The 19,442-nt window shown below is 41.3% G+C and carries 20 protein-coding genes and 1 pseudogene; 9 read left to right on the top strand and 12 right to left on the bottom strand.

Annotation, left to right across the window (positions count from 1 at the left end; genetic code table 11):
* Positions 1-74 precede the first annotated feature (74 nt).
* Positions 75-1,445 (bottom strand): glycosyltransferase, encoded by a 1,371-nt coding sequence (locus L0659_RS25240; protein WP_235129394.1) that lies wholly within the window; start codon positions 1,443-1,445, stop codon positions 75-77.
* A 346-nt stretch (positions 1,446-1,791) separates the two neighbouring features.
* Here L0659_RS25240 and L0659_RS25235 point away from each other — a divergent pair, with 346 nt between their 5' ends.
* Entirely contained in the window at positions 1,792-2,406 is a 615-nt protein-coding gene (locus tag L0659_RS25235; RefSeq protein ID WP_409019476.1) for a LytR/AlgR family response regulator transcription factor, read from the top strand.
* 223 nt (positions 2,407-2,629) lie between these two features.
* Positions 2,630-3,373 (top strand): GntR family transcriptional regulator, encoded by a 744-nt coding sequence (locus tag L0659_RS25230; protein ID WP_235129392.1) that lies wholly within the window; start codon positions 2,630-2,632, stop codon positions 3,371-3,373.
* 883 nt (positions 3,374-4,256) lie between these two features.
* Here the strand turns inward: L0659_RS25230 and L0659_RS25225 are convergent.
* The 7 genes from L0659_RS25225 to L0659_RS25195 form a co-directional block, all read right to left on the bottom strand.
* Complete coding sequence (locus L0659_RS25225) at positions 4,257-4,508, bottom strand: hypothetical protein (protein WP_235129391.1); 252 nt, start codon at positions 4,506-4,508, stop codon at positions 4,257-4,259.
* Between the two features lie 820 nt (positions 4,509-5,328).
* Positions 5,329-5,898: a hypothetical protein gene (locus tag L0659_RS25220; protein ID WP_235129390.1), complete on the bottom strand. Its 570-nt coding sequence runs from the start codon at positions 5,896-5,898 to the stop codon at positions 5,329-5,331.
* A 112-nt stretch (positions 5,899-6,010) separates the two neighbouring features.
* Positions 6,011-6,472, bottom strand: a complete 462-nt coding sequence (locus tag L0659_RS25215) for a hypothetical protein (protein WP_235129389.1) — start codon at positions 6,470-6,472, stop codon at positions 6,011-6,013.
* Positions 6,473-6,707: 235 nt separating this feature from the next.
* Positions 6,708-7,874 carry a hypothetical protein gene (locus L0659_RS25210; protein ID WP_235129388.1) on the bottom strand — a complete coding sequence of 389 codons (1,167 nt, stop codon included), beginning with the start codon at positions 7,872-7,874 and terminating at the stop codon, positions 6,708-6,710.
* 68 nt (positions 7,875-7,942) lie between these two features.
* The gene (locus L0659_RS25205; RefSeq protein WP_235129387.1) at positions 7,943-8,431 is read right to left on the bottom strand and encodes a hypothetical protein; all 489 of its coding nucleotides are present in this window, start codon (positions 8,429-8,431) and stop codon (positions 7,943-7,945) included.
* Positions 8,432-8,812: 381 nt separating this feature from the next.
* Positions 8,813-9,112 carry a hypothetical protein gene (locus L0659_RS25200; RefSeq protein ID WP_235129386.1) on the bottom strand — a complete coding sequence of 100 codons (300 nt, stop codon included), beginning with the start codon at positions 9,110-9,112 and terminating at the stop codon, positions 8,813-8,815.
* A 328-nt stretch (positions 9,113-9,440) separates the two neighbouring features.
* Complete coding sequence (locus tag L0659_RS25195; RefSeq protein WP_235129385.1) at positions 9,441-9,614, bottom strand: hypothetical protein; 174 nt, start codon at positions 9,612-9,614, stop codon at positions 9,441-9,443.
* 313 nt (positions 9,615-9,927) lie between these two features.
* Between L0659_RS25195 and L0659_RS25190 the strand changes: the two genes are divergently transcribed.
* Positions 9,928-10,452 carry a helix-turn-helix domain-containing protein gene (locus L0659_RS25190; protein ID WP_235129384.1) on the top strand — a complete coding sequence of 175 codons (525 nt, stop codon included), beginning with the start codon at positions 9,928-9,930 and terminating at the stop codon, positions 10,450-10,452.
* A 104-nt stretch (positions 10,453-10,556) separates the two neighbouring features.
* Here the strand turns inward: L0659_RS25190 and L0659_RS25185 are convergent, their stop codons facing one another.
* Positions 10,557-10,790 carry a hypothetical protein gene (locus tag L0659_RS25185; RefSeq protein ID WP_235129383.1) on the bottom strand — a complete coding sequence of 78 codons (234 nt, stop codon included), beginning with the start codon at positions 10,788-10,790 and terminating at the stop codon, positions 10,557-10,559.
* A 522-nt stretch (positions 10,791-11,312) separates the two neighbouring features.
* On the opposite strand from L0659_RS25185, the gene L0659_RS25180 reads away from it, so the two are divergent.
* Positions 11,313-12,053 carry a hypothetical protein gene (locus tag L0659_RS25180; protein WP_235129382.1) on the top strand — a complete coding sequence of 247 codons (741 nt, stop codon included), beginning with the start codon at positions 11,313-11,315 and terminating at the stop codon, positions 12,051-12,053.
* Positions 12,054-12,076: 23 nt separating this feature from the next.
* Here L0659_RS25180 and L0659_RS25175 read toward each other — a convergent pair whose 3' ends face one another.
* On the bottom strand, positions 12,077-12,499 hold the full coding sequence (locus tag L0659_RS25175) for a hypothetical protein (RefSeq protein WP_235129381.1): 423 nt from the start codon (positions 12,497-12,499) through the stop codon (positions 12,077-12,079).
* 248 nt (positions 12,500-12,747) lie between these two features.
* On the opposite strand from L0659_RS25175, the gene L0659_RS25170 reads away from it, so the two are divergent.
* Both L0659_RS25170 and L0659_RS26590 read left to right on the top strand, forming a co-directional pair.
* Positions 12,748-13,746 (top strand): toxin-antitoxin system YwqK family antitoxin, encoded by a 999-nt coding sequence (locus tag L0659_RS25170; protein WP_235129380.1) that lies wholly within the window; start codon positions 12,748-12,750, stop codon positions 13,744-13,746.
* A gap of 242 nt (positions 13,747-13,988) precedes the next feature.
* Positions 13,989-14,183 carry a winged helix-turn-helix transcriptional regulator gene (locus L0659_RS26590; RefSeq protein WP_409019465.1) on the top strand — a complete coding sequence of 65 codons (195 nt, stop codon included), beginning with the start codon at positions 13,989-13,991 and terminating at the stop codon, positions 14,181-14,183.
* A 195-nt stretch (positions 14,184-14,378) separates the two neighbouring features.
* Here L0659_RS26590 and L0659_RS25165 read toward each other — a convergent pair whose 3' ends face one another.
* Positions 14,379-15,185 carry a DUF3050 domain-containing protein gene (locus L0659_RS25165; RefSeq protein WP_235129379.1) on the bottom strand — a complete coding sequence of 269 codons (807 nt, stop codon included), beginning with the start codon at positions 15,183-15,185 and terminating at the stop codon, positions 14,379-14,381.
* Positions 15,186-15,900: 715 nt separating this feature from the next.
* Here L0659_RS25165 and L0659_RS26360 point away from each other — a divergent pair.
* The 3 genes and pseudogenes from L0659_RS26360 to L0659_RS25155 form a co-directional block, all read left to right on the top strand.
* Positions 15,901-16,155: pseudogene (locus tag L0659_RS26360) on the top strand (fasciclin domain-containing protein); the annotation flags it as partial.
* Positions 16,156-16,527, top strand: coding sequence for a fasciclin domain-containing protein (locus L0659_RS26355; RefSeq protein ID WP_310590719.1), 372 nt, complete (start codon positions 16,156-16,158; stop codon positions 16,525-16,527).
* Positions 16,500-16,685: an integrase core domain-containing protein gene (locus L0659_RS25155; protein ID WP_235129377.1), complete on the top strand. Its 186-nt coding sequence runs from the start codon at positions 16,500-16,502 to the stop codon at positions 16,683-16,685. Before L0659_RS26355 ends, L0659_RS25155 begins: the two co-directional genes overlap by 28 nt.
* A gap of 245 nt (positions 16,686-16,930) precedes the next feature.
* Here the strand turns inward: L0659_RS25155 and L0659_RS25150 are convergent, their stop codons facing one another.
* Positions 16,931-18,442 (bottom strand): tail fiber domain-containing protein, encoded by a 1,512-nt coding sequence (locus L0659_RS25150; protein WP_235129376.1) that lies wholly within the window; start codon positions 18,440-18,442, stop codon positions 16,931-16,933.
* Positions 18,443-19,442 lie beyond the last annotated feature (1,000 nt).

Here is a 19,442-nt window from a genome sequence, read left to right as displayed (position 1 = left end):
TTTAGACTGCGCTGTACGTCGAAGGTGATAATTCAATACTCCTTCTGTTTTTACAAGCTTTGGCCGCCAGATCCTTAGCCAATTTCTTGTGGAGCGAGCGCGAAAAATTCTTCTATGATTTTCTCCTTTCTCGTATTTGACATAATCCGGTTTTTAAACATTCTGATATTCTCCCTGAAAGAATCTTTAATTAGCAATTCCTTCATTTTCTTATTCATGTCCGCACTCCTCTCATGTAGAAAAACTCCACGTAATCCTAAGCCGTGATGCTCTACTTTCAACCCATTACCATTCTGGTCATACTTTAAATCTAGGGGATAAACCAGCATAGGAACGCCATAATAAATACTCTCTTTGATCGAACCAAGCCCCCCGTGCGTGACAAATAAATCAGCATACTTTAAAACAGTGAGTTGCGGAACACGGCTAAACATATTGATGTAGTTCGGTATTTTTCTTTGGTAACTCAAGGTCTCAATCACCAACTCCGTCACCGAGAAAATTACCTCCACATTTTCGATACCTTCAATTGCATCAAGTAACTTATTCAGGAAATCGAGTAATGCCTTGTCGGAACCTTGATAGAATGTACCAAATGTGCAATAGATAAGTCGCTTTCCTGCTTTTTTCTTATTTAGAATTATAGAGAACGTGTTGTCAAATGAAAGGTCCAGTTCGGTATCCTGCCGGTTTTCGCTAATGCATAAGCCTAAATAGTGTTGATTTGGTTTGCCCACTTCTGGAGACACCTCCAGTTCGAGCGGACCAAGTATAATTTCGGGAATGTTTTCAAAAAGCAATGCACTTGTTCTGTCTGTGGCAACAGGATGCTTTTGCGAAAATCCGTCAATATTGATCAGTCTTTCAAACTGAGTTTCTATGGCCCTTGTAATCAGGGCGTCAAAAGGCCTACTAAGTAAGTATTTCCACGAAAGTTTCCTTTTGGCACTCATCCCTTTTTCAGGTCCATGGTTCTCTGTCCACTGCCCCTGATCCACCGTAGGAAAACCATTCACACGATAGGTAGATAGCATAGGGTTCAGGAATATGAACTTAATATTTTTGTACCTGGCATATAGAACCAACAAATCCGTACTATTAAAAATATCGATGAAAATTACAGATGCATTGATCCTGTCTACGATTTTAGACAATTCCTTCTGCCTATGAACAAATAAGTCATCATTACGAATACTTTTTAAAGTTTCCCATTTGCTAGCCTTATTCTTCTTTTCAAACACATATGGTCCTTCCATTCCCAACGCTACCCTAAAAGTACCGGTAGCAATAGCATTGTATCCTTGCCTTACCACAATTTCTTCCAGCACTTCGTTGGTCACTGCAAAATAAATGTCACATTCTTTGCTCAACTGATCTGCCAGGTATAATGCCGGAATAACGTGGCTCCGAATTGATGCTGGAAGGAATAAGACACTCTTTTTCATAGATAACTACATCAAAATCAGCTTAGGTTCTTCTGGTATATCTCAAAAAAATGCTTACATGGTGTTTTGCAAATAAAGGTGTTAATAATTGATTTAACTAATTTTTTCTCGGAATTGTTATTTAATTTCGACGAATAGCCATAAATTAGAGCTAAGCGGTATAACTCATCCTTACTAAGCATTATTCTCTCCTATTCTAAAATGTTTAGTCATTGACAATAAAAAGTCATCTCAGCAGCTTATAAAGAAATACATACAGAAAGTATCGTATCTCCAACTTGCCGGCACTTGTGATGATCCAATTGATGCTATTTAAAGGTGCAGAAATTAATACCTCACGTTTTTTCTGGACATCCAAATGCCAGAAATGAATGGGTTTGAATTTATAAGATCCCTTCAAATTCCACGACCTCACAGTATCATAATATCCGCAGATGCTTCCTATGCAATTGAGGGGTTTGTGCGTCAGGTAGCCGATCATCTTCTCAAACCCGTCGCATTTGAAAAATTTATGCGATCAGTAACCAAAGTATTCGCGGAAAACGCAAGTGCAAAAGAAGTCCTAGCAGGCATCATACAGGAAAATCCTCTTACAATCTCAACAGTATTACGGGAGTTTGACAATGTAGTTGATTCCACTGCCGAGTTTCTTATACTAAAAGAAGACAAAAAGTTGATACGCGTCGAAAATGGAGTGAATCGTTGTTATAGAGGCTATGAAAGATTATTTAAAGGAAATCTGGCTGGAAGATCCATTGTGACGCATATGACGATGGCTGACGGTGAGAAAACCTTACCTTCAAAGTTATTTTTCCGTGTACACAGGTCATTCATAGTAAATAAGAAAGTCATACGAGAAATTTTGGGAAATGAAATAACCATTACTGCCACTAAAAAGATTCCTACTGGAAAGACGTCCAAGCCTGCGGTTTTGGGTGTTTTCCCAACAAATAAGGCTTAAGAGCAGGAATGTTAAAAGAAACTGCTCAAACTTATTAAAGTCCCATCATATCTTAAGTACATTGTTGACGCATCTTAGCGTTTCGTTGATGGTTGGGATGTAGGTGTCCCTAAGCTATATACTTAATCCAAGTTGATCCACAACATTTGGTCTTGATCCATTTGACGTACAGATGATTGATGTTATATTAGCAAATCCGTGCAAATTTTAAAACATCTCATAAATGGACTTTAAGTTAGATCATAGTAGCTCGGTTCCCTTACAAGCACAAGTTGAAAGTATGTTGCGAAAACTAATAGACAAGCCTGAATATTTGACTGGTAAACTTCTACCTAAAGAAGTTGAATTGGCAAAAAGCATAGGGGTATCCAGAACATTGCTACGTTTGGTTATATGTAAATTAGTTCACGAAGGCCGATTGGTACGTAAAAAGAGGGAAGGAACGAAGGTAGTGGAACCAAGTGCTAAACTATTATCCAAAAATTGGCTAAGCTTTTATGAGGAGCTAGTTGCACGTAGTGTAACGGTAAGAAATTTTGAAATTCATGTTACTTGGGTCATTAACGAGGAAAAATTAGCGAATTTTTTCAACGTAGGTTTGAGCGAACAGATATTAAAAGTAGAGTTGCTTTACGGCAATTTGGAACGTCCTTTCGTCTATTCGATCTCCTTCTTTAATCCACGAATTGGTTTAAAAGGAAATGAGGATTTTACACACTTAATATATGACTTTCTCGAAAGCGAACATTCAGTGATTGCAAAAGTGTCGAAGGAGGAGATCAGCGCAAAGGCCTCAGACAAATTTATTTCCGACAAACTCGATGTGAAGCCTGGAACTCCTATATTATTTAGAAAGCGTTATGTTTTTGATCAGGTTGAACAACCTATCGAGTATTACTTGGAGTATCGCCGCTCTGATAGTATTGTTTACACGGTATGTAAATATCCCGAAACTACCGCCAGTTAGAAATTTAAGAATTGAATTAGACTATTAATTAATAGTCCGAAAATGCTAACTGCTGCTCACAGATCTGCTTCGTTGTATCTTTCTGACTCATGTATAATGGCGGCAAGACCAGGTATGTATCGAATGACCATATTATCTATGTAATAAAATGGGACATTTACTGAGAACGCTTAAATCAATTAAATAGTAAACCTCTAGTAACGATTATCAACAGACAAAAGCTCTACCTTTATGTGCTCGGCCTCTTTTATAACGTCTGTGAATCCAATGATCCTTCCAGGTGCCGTGCTAAAACGATAAGATCTTTTGTTTTTGAAAACAATAATATATAAAGGTAAAAATGATAAGATTGGGCTAACTGTCTTTAAATCACTTTTTCGGTATCGGGTTTCACCCCAAATATTAGCAATTACAATCTCTGAATGATTTTACTTGACGCCAGAGAAAGCAGAAAATAAGCACACCCCAAATAGAAAAGAGGTTCCGAGAAAGACGTATACCCACGTACTGGTGCTATCGTTGACAGCCGAGACTAATAGCGTAAAGAAAATTATACATATCACGATCAGAATTAATCTCATCTAAAATACGGAGCCTTTTCCACCAAGATACTTGTACTTCCATATTTTTCTCATAAGGTTATATAGCCTAGTTCAGAATCTTCTACATAACCAAATTCGTTAGGCCCACACCCGGCTGTTGCAGATTCAAAAATCGCTTTACACGCACTTTCGTCATCTTTAAGTTCTGTCAATTTTTTGTATGCCAGTATCATCAAAGGTTCTTTTTGAACAATTCATACTGCTCGACTTCTTTTGCATTTCTGTAATCCAGTGGTCAAATTAACGATATTATCAAGGCAGGCCGACATGCTGCCAGCAAATCAAGTTTGTGTTCCAGTCAAGCTCAAATAAGTATTGACAAGACAATCATAAATGGTGGCTTTATTCAACTTATTCTGATCTCTCAGTTCGAATTCAAAGAGCCTGTCAGTAAATTCGTCATAGACAAAGAATGACAGGGGGGCTTTGTGCGTATAAATCTTGTGCGGTTTGTTTCCAAGCCATCCCATATAGGGCGTAAAGTCGTCAAGCTTAAATTTCTTGATCTCGCCGATAAACTGATAATCTGTCATTTCAGTAATATTTCTCCCTATTTAGGATATACCAAAACAAAATCGGGAAAGAAGTTAGCCTCCGGTGTGATTGATTTAACTAACGGCAGCTTTTGCAGATTATCTAAATAGTAGGCCTGATCTCAGGAGTTGGTACGTGTGTCATCGCTGGCAATACAATTGCAATTGACAAGTGACACCGGCCTTTTTTATTACAAATAGGAAAATGCCCTTATAGGTTCCGTAAAAACGCTCGATTGAGCACAACTACGCCTATCAATCTACTCGATCAAGGCTGATTTGAAATAATGATCAACAACAACTTTATTAATCTATCACTTTACGGATAAAAAAGGGATTTGGCCATCGAAAGGCGAATCGAGTGCCTCAAACAACTTGACCGAAATCCAAGCTCACCTGATACGCACCATTTTGGTGATTGCAATCATTGAGTTAAACGATATCCAAATATCAAGCATCTCACTGATTTTCGTAAAAAGGTCAGACCGTTACCTGCATATTCACAGGCTTGATGATAACAGTCTTTATTGCCCGATACCAACGGAAAGTGAAATGCAGCGAGCACATCACTACGTCTATCGACTTTTCATGAAGAAAAACATATTGTCACTAGGCTTTCAGCTATTTGACGGGTCGGCAGGTATTGAATTTACTGTTGAGCCAAATCAGTCATGTGATACCATATTCACTAAACTTACCGTGCTGATGTTTGATATACTGAAAATAAGACGGGATGCATCTGGATACATTGAAAAGAAGTATGCTCCAATAGCTTTTCATTTCCTAAGCAGTAAACATAACATACATCACCAGCGGCGTCTTATACTGGCAGCAACTTTTTATAGGTACCATCTGCGTTAAAGACAATAATTAATGTTCCGCCATTGCCTCCAAGAATCCTATGGACCCCTTCCGTAATCTTCTCATTTGTAAATGGCCTCATACCATCTGTCCATCGGCCTTTGATAGTAGTCCTTGTATAAACACGGTCACCTATGATTTGTTCAAGGCCTTGATTTAGCTGATTTTCGTCCCCTTTTGCAGGTATGACGTTCTGCATTGAATCAGCGCTAAAAATCAAAATGATGTCCCCTTGAAAAGTAGCGAAGCGCTCAGGCGGGTTATCCTTATAACTGTCGTCAATCGATGGAATCAGCAGCCAGCAATCCTGGCCCTGCTCATTCTTGAATTCCCTAAGCATAACTATCCCTTTGTTGTTTTTCCACTCCTTTTTAACACAATAATCTATGTAATTGGACAGGATTTTCTTCTTTCTTTGATCCGTATCAATTTTAACCTGTTTAACTTCATTACAGGGCGGAAGTTCCGGGCGGGCGCTTTGAAATACAAGCCCAGTGATTGCAAATGCTAAAACTATAAGATTTCTCATGAGTAGAGAGAAGTTTATGTTTACATTTAAGAGTAACGATCCTGATGTTTATCCGAGCTACAGTAACAAACATTCCAATTGCGACATAAGTCTGTCTTACAAATATTTTTGGTTAATAAACAAATTGTGAAATTAGCTTACTAATATCCTGCTGATCAAAGTAAATTCCCATTTCTTTAAATGCCTTTACCGAAATTTTTGATAAGCACGAAGAATAACTCCGGAGTTTTTTCACAAATCCAGGATCATGTCTAATCAGTTTACTGACAAGTGAGTAAGCTTCCTGGCGGCTTTCCGACAACGACGAGGGCATGTATTGATATTGAACCGCTATTTGCTGCGCATACCATTCAGCAACACCTTCGGCCAAGACACTGGTTTTATTGGGATTATCAGCTGGATGAAGACAGTGAATAGTTTGCCGAGCGATAGAATAAATTGATTTCTTATAATTGAAACGACAATCTTCTTCCAGTTGAATAATAACACTTTTATGGTCGTTGCTTGGGTGCCAAATTGTAGAAATCTCGTTGTTTGGTGCACCCAATTCAATACCATAAAAAGTAAATTCCATTGACCTTTTACCGAACAGTCTCTCAGCTTCCACCATAAGCATGAAAAAAAAGATGCCGAACTCAACCCTTGACTTATTTCATCCCTGTTAGAAATGCGCTTGTTAAGAAAAATATCTGCTTGTGATGCCATCTGTTTCGATAGTTTGTTCAAATAAGTCGCCTTTCTGTCAATGAATATATCATTCTACTTAGTCTTGTAAGGATACCGTAGCAGGTTTTGGTGTTCGGCTTGCATTATGGTCCAATTTCGATCACCTTTCGAATAACCTTGTATTCATCGGCAGCCAGCACATCGATCTTGCCATCAGTGGCCATATAGATCTGGTCACGAAACCGTTTCACGCGCGAAAGCATAGGCTCAATAATGGTGTTGCTGTGGCCTACAAAGTCATACAAGTCCTGCTCACTGGCAGGCAGCTTATATCCACGCGAGCTGCTGGCAATCAGCACACCGGCATCCCGGAGCGGGGCAATCACCTTTGTTTGAAAATAATGAAGCGAAACATTCTTTCCCCTTCTGGCCCTGATATGCTCCATGAGCTCAAAGCTTGTGATGTAACGGGTAGGGCTAATATGCCTGAAATGAAAAAGCAGATAGCTCAGGCTGCTTACCTGGTCAATAGCCTGCGGGGCCTTATCGGCTGATTTACGATGAAGGAACTCATTAGCCAGGTTGACGCTCAGCTGGGACAGAAGCGGATCAAAGCTTGGGCCCGGCTCGGGTTGGCTAATCTGGTTGTGCGCAAAGGCATCCGGCCAAAACCTTATCGTTAGGACCTTGCATTTAAGGATTTCTATAAACTCCCCTCGTTGATCAGTGATGACCGTTTCATCGTAGCAGCGCGCGAGCGTCCCAGCAATAAAGTTTGCTGCCTGGACAATTGGGCGATCCTGTAAAGCGACGAAGCCAAAGGATGATTCATTGAAAAGGTTGGCAATATGGGTCTGCTGCACATAAGTGATAAACCCTTTCATGAAGGTTTCATCCCCGGTCTGGCCTGTAACCATTTCAAGGTCTGGAAAGATCCGGAACAGCTCCCGGTCGGCCAGCCCATGCAGGAATTTGTAAAAGGAGCCTTTGTAGCGTAGCCCCTCCCCTACCAACTGGCGCTTATCAACGATGACTGAGAAAACCTGAAAGGGCAACTCTTCCAGGTCTTCCAAAACGTCATTTCTTTTCACATGGTCATTGCCGGTCTTTTCTGAGTCAATCGTGCCGCCATCGAAGTGCCTCTTACTGACCGCTTCAAGTACTACCAGGACTGCTGCAAGATCTGCCTTATCCATGATAAGGGCGGTAACAATGAAATGCGTTGTTGGCAAGATGCCTGATGGGCCCTTTTTAGAGAAGTCAAGTGCGTTGTTACCCCACTCGCTTAAAAAGGCTGTATGATGATGCATAATATCTTAGGCCGAGAGACTAGCAAAAGTGGTTAACGTTTAGGGGTTACCGGCAAGCAAGCCTTTGATTATTCTGCGGGCTGATCAGCAGCTTGCTGGCTGTCTTTTGGCCTGCGCCCCCGTGGCTTGCCGGTATATGGCGCTTTTTCAGGTGCCTGCTCGGGTGAGATCTCCAAGGCATAACCAACTGAGCCCTCATGCTGAAAGATCGAAGCGGTAAAAACATATTTCTGGTTACCATAATCAATGCCTCCTTTGCTTAGGATCAAGTCCAGTGGCAAAGAGTACCCACGGCCAGAGCGTGTAATAGAAAAAGCGCTGTCCTGATCTGTCGGGATTAGGTACAGATTTTTGATCTTGCGTTTACCGTCATCGGTCCCTACCAGGAATTTGGTTGTATCCGGTTCTATACCCAGCTCTTCGATGGCTACTGATGGGAACACGATTTTGCCGACAGCAGAGATATAGCCTTTGGGCAGGGATTTTACCGCTGCTTTCTTTTCTGCTTTTTGCTCATTTTCTTGCGGGGAAAAGAAGCGGATATTTTTAGCTTTCATTAGTGGTTTTTTGATTAAAGGATACTGAGTATGCAATATATAAACCAGATCCCAAACAAAATATAATGTTGCCATTTTGGTGCCAGCACAAGCTTATTGAGCCAGACATTTGTTTAGCAATTGCTGGCCGGTTTTATCCGCAGCGGCTTGATGTCGCAGATGATAACCATGGCGAAAAGCCAACAATAAGTTAATTGCAGTACAGAAAAATGAAGGCCTGATTTTGTTATTTTTTGGTTGCCTTTAAAGCCTGCAAGTAAACTAAATGGGAAAAAATAGTTTTACGAGTTTGGTACTTTGGGCCGGGTTCAAATTTACAAAGTGTAGCCAATATGGCTTCATAAGGAATTTCAACTGTCAAGTGATACTTGACAGTTTAGCTTACAAATCAGCAAGCTCCTGCAATAAGCCCACGTGTATAAAGCGTGAAGTGTTGCCTATAATTACACCTTCTTCTCCAATCATTAAAGACACACTACGCTCGCCAAAATTAATGAGCAACGGCTTTTCTAATTTTAAGCTTTCAGTGAGCGTTCCAACGGTAAGTGGTGTGAAAAGCGCAAAGTTTCGTTTCTTCAAAACCAGGCCTAGATATTCATATAGCGCTTCTACTGACTCAAAGCTTAAAGGGTCAATCAGAGAAGTCGGATCTTCGTTTTTTATCAAACCAATTAAAATCATCGGATTTCTTTGAAGTAAGTAATCAGGCGTAAACTACTTAAAATCCAAGCAGCTCTACCCCTTCGGGTTCCTATCTTATAAATATTGCAATTGATTAGATCTGCACATACTGGTGCCAGCTATGAAGCAAATATGATTTGATAAAACTCTTGGTAAGGTTAGCTATCATTCTCAGTTTTGGGTACCTGCTTCCATCTGTTATAGTCCTGGTCTGAAAGGTGCTCTTTCATATACTCATCAAGGTCAAGGTCTTTTCGCTCAGCGGCGTGGCGCCTGAGTGGAAGTGACGATCGGTGGCGTTCGAACCCTTCCGCACGTATGCTCTTTGCTATTGCAGGATCCAGGCCCTCAAGCCAATCAGCAAAGTCTTCCTGACAGGGCTCAGCGCCGTGCAGATTGTAGTATAAGCGCTGACATCACCTGTACGGAACATAAAGGCCATGAAATCCCGCTGGTCCTCTGGTAATGCCGCAAGTGCTGCAACTTGCCTTGCTTGTAACACAGGGTCTCAGTGTTCATTTTTGTCTTTCATTCCCTTAACCAGATTTTCTTCAAAAGTGCAACGTTAGCTGGATAAATCAATAAAGGTGAATGTTTTTTATCACCTTTTAGCTACCGATTTTTAGGTACAAAATTATTAGGCAGTTATCATCAGATCAAAACAATGATAGGTTACGCAGTTATGCCAAAAGACTGGGCTCATTGGCTAAGACATATACCGAAGACTAAATGTCATTCCAATGACGTGGGAATGTCGTCTTGTATTCAGAATAAGAATCTGGTTTTGGACTATCTTGCAAAAAAGATGACCAGCTATGCAAACGGGGCAAAAGATCAGAGAATCCAGGATTAAGCAGGGACTTACCCAGCAGGAGTTGGCTGCGGCTACAAATATCAGCCTCAGAACCATACAACGAATTGAAAATGGTGAAGTGATACCTAGAAGCTATACCCTGAAAACAATCGCAAGCGTTTTAAAAATAGATGAATCAGAGATATTTGAACTGGTTCCACCCAGAAACGCCCAGCAGAACTCTGGCAGGCAGAAAATGATGTTAGTCTGGCTACATTTGAGTGCCCTGTTGTTATTGCCTGCTTTTCTCATCTGGATCTTTGAGAGAATTCAAAATGACGATATCAACTACCATGGTGCCGATGTGATCAACTTTCAGCTTAGCATGCTCGCTTACTTGATTCCCTGTATGCTCCTGCCGGGATTGCCCCAAATAATAGCGGTATTTACAGTGATTGTGGTTTTAGTAAATACGGTACGGGTAATAATTGGCAAGTCATATTACTATCCATTTACTATCAGGATGATCAAAACTCAAATGACCTAATTAGAATACAGTAAGCTGGTCATAAGGTCCAACATTGCACCTAAGCCATGACTGAGTCCTGAATTTGCACCGGTGCTCAAAACAGTGACAGCTGGCGGACTGCCTTACAATTCCCTCAGGGTGGTAAGAATTGCTGAAACAAGACTTCTGTTAACGTGAGATGATCCGTTAGACTCATCAATAACACGGTATTCACCCTGATCATCTTTTTCAAAAACGAGCTTCTTGCCCTCGATGTCAATTTGAAGCTGATAAGTGTACCCATGTGTGATAATCGTCAGCGGCAGTTCAATAGTTGCGCCAAGATATTCGACTGGAAGTACGAGGGGTTCATTCATACCCAAAATTAGACAGGAATGTCGGCAAGATCAAAAAATCCTTGAACAGTAAAATTTGGTTACATAAGATATACGTTTACGCTCACATGCTCAATTTTCAGGTTTGTTTCAATTAACTTGTTGAATACTTGAATAAATGAAATTTGATTTTGCAAACAGCAACATGAAACAAAATGTTGCAAGTTTAGAGACTAGTTAGGCACATCAGCGTACATTTCATTTAATTGATCGTTTTCGCGAACAAGCCTTTCTGCCGATTGATTGTATAAGCATTGCGGTGTTAAGTCGGCCTGAACGATCCAGCGAAATTGCCCAAATTAAATAAGACGTCCAGGATATTTTCGATACCGAACTATACCGTATGGCCAATGATCCTGCACTGGAAAAGCTGATTATACAGAAATCAGACGATAACTCGCTTTAATAATATAGCCGTTTGTATGAAAGTTTGAGTGCAGCTGGGACAAGTCACGCCAGATGACTATTATAGGAGCACATTTCACCTCATCTGACTTACTTGCTATGACTGCTGAAGATCAGCGAAAGGGTATTTTGGGCAGCTTGGTTTTATTAGGAATCGGCGCTGTTGTTTTGACCATCTATTCTCTTTCCGAAGGAAAATATGAGGTCTGTGCGGCCGCACTCGCGGTTATTGTCTCGGTCCTTGCATCTGGCTTTGCTTACGAGGTCGTTTACGAGGCAAAAGCATCCCAGCGGCCAGTGCTTTCCGTGGAGTTCGACTCGACCGAACGCTATATGATCTGGCAGCTTCTGGTAAAAAATATGGGTGGCAGTACCGCTTATAATATTCGGATCGAATGGCTGGAGACGAGTGTCAATGACGAGCTGCGGACCATTAAGCCCAAGGATCGGGATGGCGATGTTGTCTGCTTTTCTAAAATTACCGGCCACGACGTGATTGTTTCGCTGCCAAAGAACGCAACCTTTGCTATTTGGGTGGATGAATTCTACTCATTCCTGGATGCTAATAAACCGGCCTCTTTCCTGGCTCGCCTTACTTTCCAGCACCAAATAAGGGGTGGTGAAGTAAGGGAAGTATTTGTACCGATAAGCTTGGGTCATGGGCGTGTGCTCACTTACATTAACGAAGTAAGGAGAACGGAATTTGAACTCCAGAAGCTTCCGAAGGCACTTAATGATATCGCCGGAGAAGTCAGAAGTCTTCGGGAGCAGCTTACTCATACCAATGAGAAGGGAAAGGTGAGCACGCCGACCACCAATAAACCTAGCGATCCCCAGTGAAAAACGGTGAGACAAAGTTCATTTTAGGACATAAGCCTGATAACAGCCACATGGCCAAACATAAGGCATTGGTTTAGCCGATTTTTATCCCCTTTTGCAGGAATAACGTTCTGCATAGAGTCAGCACTAAAAATTAAAATGATGTCCCCTTCGAAAGTGGCGAAGCGCTCAGGCGGGTTATCCTTATAACTGTCATCAATCGAAGGTATCAGAAGCCAGCAATCCTGGCCCAGCTCATTTCTAAATTCCCTGAGCATAACAATCCCTTTGTCGTTTTTCCACTCCTTTTTAACACAATAATCTATGTAATCGGACAGGATTTTCTTCTTTCTTTGATCCGTATCAATTTTAACCTGTTTAACTTCTTTACAGGGCGGAAGTTCCTGGCTGGCACTTTTACATACAAGGCCAGTGATTGCAAACGCTAAAACTATAAGATTTCTCATGAGTAGAGAGAAGTTTATGCTTACAAACAGTAAAAACTAACGTTTCTGAGTTATTACTGAAAACATCCCTTATAAGGCAATGCTAGTTATATGTATGTCGCCAACCAACCTTATAGACAGGAATACCAAAAGTTGGATTAATACAAATTCAAATAATGAAATTATTCAAAATAAGTTCACTGCTAATTTTCACAGTTTTCTGGCGATCATCCTTTGCATGCAGCTGCCTAAACGATTTTGACCGGCCAATGCAGTTAGATGACCTGAAAAAGTACAATTTTATTGCCTTAGTACGTATTAATAGCGAGCAGGTTATCAAACCTTCCGATCCTAATACGATTGGGTTTCAAAGTCTTCTAAGCATCAAGGTTATCGAACAATTCAAGGGCCAAGTAACCGCCCAAATTATTGAAAATCAAGTCAATACTTCTTGTGATATAGGCGTCGACATTGGAGAAGAGTGGCTGGTTTTTGCAACGGTGCCCAATGGAACTCCTGCAATGTTCCCCTGTGACCGGAACGTCCAATTTAAAGCCAAGGATGGGCTACGGGATTGGCAGTTTCAGGGAGGTTTCCGGCAGCTGGACGAACTTCGGATATTGTACGGACATAAAACCAGATTCAAACCAGACGGAATTTATGTTGAACATTATTCTAATGGGAAAAAAGAGTTAGAAGAAAATTATGTAAACGGCCTTAGAAATGGAAAAAGAACAGTTTACTATCCTAATGGCGGCATTTATGGGAAAGAGAATTATCTAGATGATTCTTTGCAAGGCGAAGCATCTTGGTATTATCCTTCCGGGCAGCTCTACGTCCGAAAGTATTTTGAGCGTGGACAGCCCAGAAATGTGACAAAGGTTTACTATGATTCAACAATTGATCAATCCTATAAAAACTTATTAATTAGGGATTTTTATAAATCCGAGGACTCATTGCGATTTGTGTATGGACGCTTTCAAGTCAAACATGAAAATGTATTTGATTCTTTTGGGCGAGAAGTTGTCTTTCGAGAGTTTGACCGGCTTGGAATTATCAGACACGAATCAATTTATAATCCTGAACCCGGTGTAATGACCCGGATTTATTATCATAAGAATGGGACCGTAAAGGGAATCAGTTATACAAGGGATGGTAAGGATTATGGCCACTATCAGGAGTATGACGAGAACGGTGCGCCGAGCAAATCATGGGACTACGATCAAGACGGGCAGCAAATCAAGTCAAGTATCTGGATGAAAAAGTGATGTGCTAGACTAGTTGAGCCGAAAATTTTGTACGATCGAAAAAGCTGACTCTTCATCCACCTACCTGACTGGCAATTTGCCCAGCCGCCCATAAGCACTAAACATAACGCCTGTTATAAAAACACCCATATGTTACTGTTTTTAGTGTACACTTAAATTGTAACTTCTTGAATGTTAATTATTCATAAAGAAATAAATAAGAAAATCACTGCTTTTCAAACGAAAGGTTGTCGAAACATTAAGTGGAACCAAACTTGATATTTGCTATATTGGAGGTCGTTACCCGACCAAGTCAGTTACACCATGCAATCCCACAATCAACCAAAAGAGTTCTAAATTTGAAATTGAAGGAACTGGAAGAATTAGAATTAATCGAAAAGAAAATCTATCATCAGCTACCACTTAAGATTGAATACCCCCTTTTGAAGCTATCTTAAGGCAAATGAATGAATATGGGAATCAAAATCGCCCATTTTATTGAAGGCATTATTATCCTTAGTCGGACAAAAGCACTCGATTGACCATTATAAAGAAGAATCTTTTATAATGTCAATTCGGATACACCCCTCCTGGATCTGGAAACACCTGGAGGGCAGAGTTTGAACTGGTACTTAACACATGTTTGATATAATTCATCTTGTTCTGTCGGGTAAGGGCTGATCTTGCTTAAAGGCAATGATTTGCTCATATGCACCGTCCCATAGATCTATCCTTTTGTGCAACGACGCTAAGACCTCTGATTCCGCTTGCATCCATAAATCTGCTGTATCCCCACAAAGGTTGGCCGTCATTTGCAAAGCAAGCTGACTATGGTGGTCTCCGTCCACCTCAATATGGCGCTCTAAATAATATTTAAATATAGAAACGCGCTCAGGGGAATGCCTGTGTAGGTCATTGACGATCGAATGAAACATGCCCGGAATCAAGTCTTCACGTCCAAAAGTAAAAATGGCTGATAGGATATGATCTTTTCCGGCGCTGATTTGCTCAAAGGTATAATCAACAAATTGCTGGGCCTTTTGGGGCGTTCCTGCAAACCGAAACGATCCTTTTAGCTCGCCGGTCTGTTGAAGCTGCGCTAAAAAGCTTTTGATTTCATAGGTATCAGCGCCAGACTGGTCCATCGCCCGTAAATATAGCTCAAAGTGGCTGCATCTGTTTCCTTGCATATCAACATCCGATTCTTCACCCAGGACTATCTCGTTGATCAAATACCTGGTATCAGCCGACCCTATCGGAAACCAGGGAGTTGATGTGCATGTCAAACTATTCTGCAAAGCTTTCAGCAGGGACATGAAATCCCAAACCGCGTAGACATGATATTTCATAAAAATATTCAGGTCATTAAGGTCATTGATTATCGAATAAACCTTGTGGCTGATGATCCGCTGCCGAAAGGGTTCGATAGTGTGTTGTATTTCTTTAATCCGGGAATCCATCTTTTTTTGATTTATGAGCATTCTTACTTTACCCCACGAAATAAATTAAACTATGATAAGCAGAAATGAAACGGCTAGTTGCTTTCGAAATGGACCAGAATTATGGTTAGTACGATTTAACCCGGGATAATAACGCTTACCTCAACAACAATATCGCGTTCAATGCTTATAGCTCCTAAATTGGAAAGATGTTCATAATACATTATAATGACCGCATTTTAGATGGATTCAGCAGTTGCAAAATCAGTAATATTGGAAGATTTTCATCGGCACCATCATCAACAAAAAACAATTATTAGTAAAGCGGGTCTGAAAAGGGTGACCGAGGCCATCAATGACCAAAATAACTAAGGATCGTTTCATCACTTTCGGCTGTCTATCCGTTGGAACAAGCTACTCATCCCATTGCGAAGGCGGCTGATACCCCATGCAGAACGGATCCAGCAGATCTCTGGCTTGTTGAATTGATTCTAAGGAAAAATTTTTAAACACCTTACCAACTCAAATTATGAAGCCACTCACAACAACGACCAATCTAAAAACGTGCCTGTTTGCGGCTGTGATAGCCTTTATAATTTCATTCTTCAACGATGAAGATGATGATCAAACGGTAGATCCTGGAGCCGGTAACGTACCGAGTGTTGCCTCCACAGATCCCCAGTTCTCAACACTGCCCTCGTTGCAACTTTGTTGAGTACAGGCTTTTAGTGTTTTTGCTCCCAATAATGCGCCTTACACAACCGCTGCCATTACCAGCATGGATCCGCTGACAAAAGATGCATTAACACCGATCCTAACTTCACCTCTGTTGAGCGGTACTGTGAGAGCAGCCGACGTGCAAAGCGGCACCGTTGAAACAGTAAACACTAATAATAATATTTACCTATCCAAAAATGCAGATGGTGTATTCATTAATGGCAAGATCAAAGTCATAGCAACAGATGTTGCTGCTTTCAATGGCGTTAACCATGTGATTGATAATGAGTCCCGCCTACCCAATCGCTGGTGGAGATTGCGCAGGAGCCCCAGCGCTTACCTCAGCAGGCGATGGCCTGATCGTCTTTGCTCGACGAATGCGGCTTTACGCCAGCTATATACCACTACGCCGAAAGCCACGCTTCTTGCGCCGGCTAACCGTGCACTACTCACCAGTGTTTTACTTTACCACGTAGTTCCAGGCCGTGTTTTCTCAACAGATCTGCCTAATGTTTCAGGGCCAGTTGCTACCGCCAATACCAGTCAATCTGAAGGCTTGCGATTCATCGATCTCCTTAACCCAGCATGGCCAAAAGCGGTGACCCTAACGAAAACGCCATGGCAGAACATGTGTTCCGGACTTTGAAGGAAGATTCTAAATTGACTGACTTTTTCTCATTTTCATCAGCACAGGCCAGCATTGCAAAAGGCATTAACACTTATAACGCCATGCGGCCCCATGCATTACTAGGCTATTTGACTCCCCATCAAGCGCATCACCGGAACGGATCGTTGCCTTTGTAATGGTATCCGTACAAAAAATCCGTGTTGGAAATGTGCAATGCCCAGCTAGATACTTGAAAACGGGCAAACTGTCAACCGATTTCAGAAGCATATGAGGGATATTACAGGTTATTGGGTTCGCACATCTTCAACGCGCCGAACCCAATAACCTGTAAATAGACGGTCGCAGAGCAGCCGTTAGAAAAATCTGTTGTAAATGTCGTAAATAGTTTGTTGATGAAGTTTATATAGATGCAGATCAACCCTTACTTAGACACCTCGACAGTGTTTCCCTGTGACATGGATTGCAACATCTGCTTAATCTGTGAAAGTTCTTTCGCTTGTGTGTCCAGTCGATCTCCCTGCGCATCTAGTCTTGCCGATTGTCCATTTTTTTCTGCCGAGAGTTTCTCTATCAGTTGTTGCTGTTCTTGGATAGCCCTGGTAAGTATCGGAATAAGGGATATATAGTCAAGTCCCAATAATTTATCAGTGTCTTTACCTTCCCGCACCAATTGGGGTAATATCTTCCGTACTTCCTGTGCGATAAAACCGATCTCCGATCTCTTGTAATCGTTGCTGGATATCGACTCTTTCTTTTTGTAGGTCACAGGCATGAGTTTAGAGACGATCGCCAACCCTTTTTCAAGCGTATTAATCTCTGTTTTGAGGCGTTCGTCTGAAGTCACGATTTGGCCGCTGTTAAGAAACTCTCCACTCGCCTGAATATCTCCGTTTACATCCAGCTGGTAAGCAGGAAAATTTGTGTTAATTCCAACCTTGCCAGTATTGTTCATGACAGTTACCGCATTTCTCACAATATTAATTCCTTCCTCCTTCTGCCTCACCTGAATTTTAAATGCACCACCTTTGGAATCACCAACGTCGTTCATCCATGCAAGACGTGCGCCGAAAGGCACTCCGAGATTTTTATCCATAAAATCTACAAAGCCGTTTAAGTCCCCGGTGTTATTCATTATACGGACCCCGCCACCCCCAATTTGAACACTGTTGTTTGCTTCGGTAAAAATCGGAGTATCTGATTGAAAAATACTTCCCTTGGCCACGGATAGCAACCCATGAGGTGTTTTAGTTCCAATTCCTATAAAACCGTAGTCAGAGTCGATACGCATTCTTTCTGCAATCAAGTTATCGTTGGTTGCTTTTGTATTAAATACAAACGGATGTGCAGTATCTACTTGCAACCCAGCCGTCCGCTCCCCCATGTTCGCTGCAAATAAATAAGCACCAATTGCATTTGTAGTCTCGTGCCCATGCCCTACGCCAACTCTTGAGAAGGTCCCGATACCTGTATCTGTCGTACGTACTTCAACCTGTTGACTACCAGTCCCACCATGATAAAGGCTACTGGTTATATCGCTAGCGGCGTTCGGTTGGCTGTCATCTTGCTTAAGCCAGTCAAAATCTCCAGCAGCCGTGGCTTCGCTCGGTACATATTTGGCAGCTATCCAGTTAAGTCCATCCCAATAATAGACGCCTACTCCTTCATTAGCTGTTGCACTTTTAATGTCCGCATTAATGTTATAAACCTGCATACCTGCCACCGGAGTACCGTCCAATCCCCAGACGTCCGTCGCAGTAAGCGAAACCCGAGGTAACAAAAGGCCCTTCGTGCCACTCTCAATTTCCAGAGCTGAGGCTGCATTGATAGTTTGCGGATTATCCCCGACTTTTACCTGGGAATGTGCCTGTTGCCCACTACAAAAAAGCACTACACCAAGAGTTAGCGCGCGTAAAAGTGTTGTTTGTTTTTTCATTAAAGTATTTGATTTGTGTTTAAATATGGTTTTGCGGCACGTAAAAGTCAAACCACTGCATATAGTTTCATCTGGATTTTGCCCAGCAATAGTTCCCGCTTCCCGAAAGATCCGCACAGCTCCCTATCAGGAAGCGCAGCCTCCAATATCAGCTGGCGCTTGTTAGTAATAACAGAGAAAACCTGGAATACAATCTTTAAGACTTTTCAATCCTTCTTTCCTTTTATTATAGTCATTGCCGCTTATATTTGAATCAACTGACCTCCATTGAAGTGCCTTTTAATAACCGCTTTAAGCACTGCCAAAGCTTGCCAGGAAATTTTCTTTGCCGATAATAATGGCTGGAATAATCAATTCCGTCATAGGCAGAATTCAACCCGGTTCTTTTAGAAAAGTCCAGTTAATGTCTCCCATTCGCCTAGTAAGGCAAAACAATTATGCGTAACGATCAATGTCTGCAACCGGCTCTTTCATCCGTCGTTTATTGGCTACAGGTAAGGCGAATGCTATTCTGGTGCTCCGTTAGCAGTCTGAGCAGTGGTTTATTGGTCTGCTAAAGCAGTATACCAGTATATGGCATCTTTTTGGATACATGTTCAGGTGATATTCCATAACACACAAAACTTTGTGCAGGAGTATGGAAGCGCTGAGCACATATTATGGGTGTTGTATTCATACTGCTCTTCTTTAGAATGAACTACAAAGGCAGTGAATAGTCCTCGAACAGTATAACTAATATAAAACTGCGCTAGGATTCACATATAAGTCACAAATCCTGAGCACTTGATCCTTAATGATGGATCTGAAAGGACATTTCCTCCTGAATTCATGGATAATTATTGGCAATAGGACATTCCTATTGCACTTAATAGTAAAACTGTTTTACATATAAAAAATTTTTTATCTCAAGTTCATGAAAGATCTCGTTTACTTCGCCTCAATAACCTTTCCTTTTTTGTTCTCAACAACTTATTAAAGATGTGCAACTTAATTCGGGAAC

The organism is Dyadobacter sp. CY347, from assembly GCF_021502655.1.
Lineage (GTDB): Bacteria > Bacteroidota > Bacteroidia > Cytophagales > Spirosomataceae > Dyadobacter.
The sequence above is the reverse complement of the archived record's forward strand: the minus strand, read 5'-3'. Positions and strand labels throughout refer to the sequence as shown.